The following is a 4,975-nucleotide window of genomic DNA, read 5'->3' as shown; positions in this document are numbered from 1 at the left end:
GCGGGAACGTGCGGGAACGGGCGGCGGGAGGGGCGCGGCGCGGCTCAGCGGCGGTGGAAGCTGCGCACACTGGCCAGGGCCAGGGCCGCGATCCAGACGAGCGCGACGAGGGCCCCGACGAGCTGAGCGGCCGTCTGCGACATGGGGTCTCCGTACGTGGTGGGGTGGCCAGGGGGCGACGGGCGTACCGACGCAGGTCATGGAGGCACGCGGGCGCCGCCCGGCCGCCTCCCCGGCGCGGACGGGGCCGGGGATTCACCCCCGCGCCGCGCGAGATTTCACCCGGATGTGCTCCGCCCCAGGCAGGGGGCATACGATTCTCTGTTGTGTCCAAACTGACCGACGTGCCCAAGCGGATTCTGATCGGGCGCGCACTGCGCAGCGATCGGCTGGGGGAAACGCTCCTGCCGAAGCGCATCGCCCTGCCCGTCTTCGCCTCCGACCCGCTGTCCTCCGTGGCGTACGCGCCCGGAGAGGTGCTGCTGGTCCTCTCCATCGCGGGTGTGTCGGCCTACCACTTCAGCCCCTGGATCGCGGTCGCGGTCGTCGTGCTGATGTTCACCGTGGTCGCCTCCTACCGGCAGAACGTCCACGCCTATCCCAGCGGCGGCGGCGACTACGAGGTGGCGACCACCAACCTCGGCCCCAAGGCGGGACTGACCGTCGCGAGCGCCCTGCTCGTCGACTACGTCCTGACCGTCGCCGTCTCCATCTCCTCCGGCATCGAGAACCTCGGCTCCGCGGTCCCGTTCGTCGTCGAGCACAAGGTGGAGGCCGCGGTGGCGGTGATCCTCCTGCTGACGCTGATGAACCTGCGCGGCGTCAAGGAGTCCGGGAACCTCTTCGCGATCCCGACCTACGTCTTCGTCGTGGGCGTCTTCATCATGATCGCGTGGGGCGCGTTCCGCGGGCTGATCCTCGGCGACACCATGCGGGCACCCACGGCGTCGTACGAGATCAAGCCCGAGCAGCAGGGCCTCGCCGGCTTCGCGCTGGTCTTCCTGCTGCTGCGCGCCTTCTCCTCCGGCTGCGCGGCGCTCACCGGCGTCGAGGCCATCTCCAACGGCGTCCCCGCCTTCCGCAAGCCCAAGTCCAAGAACGCCGCGAACACGCTGGCGATGATGGGCCTGCTGGCCGTCACCATGTTCTGCGGCATCATCGCCCTGGCGATGACGACCAACGTCCGCATGGCCGAGAACCCGGCCGTCGACCTGGTCAAGAACGGCGTCGCGGCCGGCTCCGGCTATGTCCAGAACCCGGTGATCACCCAGGTCGCCGAGGCCGTCTTCGGCAAGGGCACCTTCCTGTTCGTCGTCCTCGCCGCGGCCACCGCCCTGGTCCTCTTCCTCGCCGCGAACACCGCCTACAACGGCTTCCCCGTCCTCGGCTCGATCCTCGCCCAGGACCGCTACCTGCCCCGCCAGCTCCACACCCGCGGCGACCGGCTCGCCTTCTCCAACGGGATCGTCCTGCTGGCCGGCGCGGCCGCCCTGCTCGTGTGGATCTACGGCGCCGACTCCACCCGGCTGATCCAGCTCTACATCGTCGGCGTGTTCGTGTCGTTCACGCTCAGCCAGACCGGCATGGTCCGCCACTGGAACCGCCTGCTGGCCACGGAGAAGGACCAGGACAAGCGCCGGCACATGGTCCGCTCGCGCGCCATCAACGCCTTCGGCGCCTTCTTCACCGGCGTGGTCCTGATCGTCGTGCTCGTCACGAAGTTCACCCACGGCGCCTGGGTGGCCCTGGTCGGCATGGTCATCTTCTTCGGCACCATGACGGCCATCCGCCGCCACTACGACCGCGTATCCGAGGAACTCGCCGCCCCCGAGGGCCCCACCGACGACAGCGTACGGCCGTCCCGCGTGCACTCCGTCGTCCTGGTCTCCAAGATCCACCGCCCCGCGCTGCGCGCCCTCGCCTACGCCAAGCTGCTGCGCTCGGACACCCTGGAGGCGCTCAGCGTCAACGTCGACCCGGCGGAGACCAAGGCGCTGCGCGAGGAGTGGGAGCGGCGCGGCATAGACGTACCGCTGAAGGTGCTCGACTCGCCCTACCGCGAGATCACGCGGCCGATCATCGAGTACGTGAAGGGGCTGCGCAAGGAGTCCCCGCGCGACGCGGTGTCGGTGATCATCCCCGAGTACGTCGTCGGCCACTGGTACGAGCACCTGCTGCACAACCAGAGCGCGCTGCGGCTCAAGGGCAGACTCCTGTTCACGCCGGGCGTCATGGTGACCTCGGTGCCGTACCAGCTCCAGTCCTCCGAGGCGGCCAAGGTCCGCGCCCGCAGGCGCGGCGAGTGGAACGCGCCCGGTGCGGTGCGGCGCGGCCCGGCCCAGGAGCGGTCCAGGGAGAGCGAAGCCCGGAAATGACGGGGGCGGGGAGCACGTAGACTGGTGGGCTGTTGTCGGGCCCGCCGCGGCACCCCAGGGGCGGGCCGTGCCCCTTCTCGATCTGGAGTCACCCCACCATGCAGGCAGAACCGAAGAAGTCGCTGGTGGGGGAGGAGTACGAGGTCGAGGTCGGCCCCGTCGCCCACGGCGGGCACTGCATCGCCCGCACCGAGGCGGGACAGGTCCTCTTCGTCCGGCACACCCTGCCCGGCGAGCGGGTCGTGGCCCGGGTGACCGAGGGCGAGGAGGGCGACCGCTTCCTGCGCGCCGACGCGGTGGAGATCCGCACGGCCGCCAAGGACCGCGTCGAGGCGCCCTGCCCCTTCTCCGGCCCCGGCCGCTGCGGCGGCTGCGACTGGCAGCACGCCAAGCCGGGCGCGCAGCGCCGGATGAAGGGCGAGGTCGTCGCCGAGCAGTTGGAGCGGCTCGCGGGCCTCACGCCCGAGGACGTCGGCTGGGACGGCACGGTCATGCCGGCCGAGGGCGACAAGCTGCCCGCCGGGCAGGTGCCGCAGTGGCGCACCCGCGTGCAGTACGCGGTCGACGCCGACGGGCACGCCGGACTGCGCCGGCACCGCTCGCACGAGGTCGAACCGGTCGACCACTGCATGATCGCCGCCGAGGGCGTCAGCGAACTGGGCATCGAGAAGCGCGACTGGACCGGCATGGCGTCGGTCGAGGCGATCGCGGCGACCGGCTCGCAGGACCGCCAGGTCATCCTGGCCCCGCGGCCCGGCGCGCGGCTTCCCCTCGTCGAGCTGGACCGCCCGGTGTCGGTGATGCGGGTCGGCGAGAAGGACGGCGGCGTCCACCGCGTCCACGGCCGCCCCTTCGTCCGCGAACGCGCCGACGGCCGCACCCACCGCGTCGGCAGCGGCGGCTTCTGGCAGGTCCACCCCAAGGCCGCGGACACCCTGGTGACGGCGGTCATGCAGGGACTGCTGCCCCGCAAGGGCGAGATGGCGCTCGACCTCTACTGCGGCGTCGGCCTCTTCGCGGGCGCCCTCGCCGACCGCCTCGGCGACAAGGGCGCGGTCCTCGGCATCGAGTCCGGCAAGCGCGCGGTGGAGGACGCCCGCCACAACCTGGCCGACTTCGAACGCGTCCGCATCGAGCAGGGCAAGGTCGACGCGGTGCTGCCGCGCACCGGCATCACCGAGGTCGACCTGATCGTTCTGGACCCCCCGCGCGCGGGAGCGGGCCGCAAGACGGTCGAGCACCTGTCGTCCCTGCGCGCCCGCCGCATCGCCTACGTCGCCTGCGACCCGGCCGCCCTGGCCCGGGACCTGGGGTACTTCAGGGACGGGGGGTACCGGGTGCGGACGCTGCGGGCGTTCGATCTGTTTCCGATGACTCATCATGTGGAGTGCGTCGCGATCCTCGAACCGGCCGCGAAGGGCTCCTGACCTCCCGACTTTCTTGGGTTTTCAGGTTTGTCCGGTGGTGCTCGACCTGTTTCCCTCCGCGGCGCGGTTCGAGCGGTCGGGTCGATCTCCACGACTCGCTGACCTGTGGTTTCGTGAGCGGGAGGCTTCCGCGGGTGACGTTCTCCGAGGGGCGTTCGGAGATTCTTGACGCTCGCAGTGGAAGCCTCAGCCGCGCCTCCGCAGACGCTCCAAGCCGCCATCCTGGGGCCCGCATTGCCAGGGGCGAGGATTGACCGCGACCGACATGATACCAGTCTGGTATCATGCCTGTATGGCGATGACACTCCGACTCCCCGACGACCTTGACGCGAAGCTGTCCGAGCGGGCTCGTCGGGAGGGTCGCAGCAAGCAGGAACTTGCCATCGAGGCCATCCGTGACGCCCAGGACCGGGCCGAGCTGAAGGTTGATGACGTCCTGGCCGAGCTGATGGAGAGTGACGCGGAGATTCTGGACTACCTGAAGTGACAGACGTGCGCCACCTCCAGATCGACGAGATCCTGGCCATCGCCCGCACGGTCAACGGCACCGAACACAGCGTGCGGGACATGGGCCTTCTGGTGTCGGCGATCGAGCGGCCCCGGACGAACGTGTTCGGGGCCGAGTTGTATCCCACGCTGCACGAAAAGGCTGCGGCACTCCTGCACTCCGTCGCCCGCAATCACGCGCTGATCGACGGCAACAAGCGCACCGCATGGCTCGCCATGCGCGTCTTCCTGCGGTTCAACGGCGTCAGTGCCGGTGCTGTTCCGCCACCCGTCTCCGTGGCCGGCCCGTTCGTCGAGGACGTCGCACAGGACAACATCGAGGTACCGGCCATCGCCAAGTGTCTTTCGACATGGTTCCCCGTTTCCTGAGGTTCGACGAGGTGAGGGCACATCATGTTGAGCTGTACCTCTTGAACCAGGTGAGGGTGTCAGGTGTGGTCGGGTACTCGGCAGTGTTCATGGCGAGCTCAGAACCTTTCGGTCAACTCCGTTGGCTCTCGGGGAGGGAGCCTGTTTTCGGTGATCCCTTGAAGCGTCGGCCCCTGGACTCGCCACGTTCCGCCGGGTTCGTGCGGTGGGTTAGGGGTGCAGGTGTGTCGGTGGCGTTGCGATGAAGCGGGTCCATGTCTGGGGGGTGATCCGGATGACTGGCCCGGCGAGGTTTTT

4 protein-coding genes are annotated in these 4,975 nt (G+C 69.8%); all 4 read left to right on the top strand.

The window, feature by feature from the left end:
• The first annotated feature begins 326 nt into the window (after window positions 1–326).
• Entirely contained in the window at window positions 327–2,375 is a 2,049-nt protein-coding gene (locus SZN_RS35350) for an APC family permease (protein WP_007504915.1), read from the top strand.
• Between the two features lie 98 nt (window positions 2,376–2,473).
• On the top strand, window positions 2,474–3,802 hold the full coding sequence (locus tag SZN_RS35345; RefSeq protein WP_007504913.1) for a class I SAM-dependent RNA methyltransferase: 1,329 nt from the start codon (window positions 2,474–2,476) through the stop codon (window positions 3,800–3,802).
• Window positions 3,803–4,094: 292 nt separating this feature from the next.
• The gene (locus SZN_RS35340; protein ID WP_043734843.1) at window positions 4,095–4,289 is read left to right on the top strand and encodes a ribbon-helix-helix protein, CopG family; all 195 of its coding nucleotides are present in this window, start codon (window positions 4,095–4,097) and stop codon (window positions 4,287–4,289) included.
• Complete coding sequence (locus SZN_RS35335; protein ID WP_007504909.1) at window positions 4,286–4,678, top strand: type II toxin-antitoxin system death-on-curing family toxin; 393 nt, start codon at window positions 4,286–4,288, stop codon at window positions 4,676–4,678. The genes SZN_RS35340 and SZN_RS35335 overlap by 4 nt, the downstream gene beginning before the upstream one ends.
• Window positions 4,679–4,975 lie beyond the last annotated feature (297 nt).

The sequence above is a fragment of the Streptomyces zinciresistens K42 genome (assembly GCF_000225525.1).
Classification (GTDB): domain Bacteria; phylum Actinomycetota; class Actinomycetes; order Streptomycetales; family Streptomycetaceae; genus Streptomyces; species Streptomyces zinciresistens.
Note: the sequence above shows the minus strand (reverse complement) of the source record. Positions and strands in the feature narration are given on the sequence as shown.

Excerpts from the sequence above, each read along its gene's own strand:
- SZN_RS35345 (WP_007504913.1), top strand. The coding sequence starts at position 2,474 with ATGCAGGCAGAACCGAAGAAGTCGCTGGTGGGGGAGGAGTACGAGGTC.
- SZN_RS35340 (WP_043734843.1), top strand. The coding sequence starts at position 4,095 with ATGGCGATGACACTCCGACTCCCCGACGACCTTGACGCGAAGCTGTCC.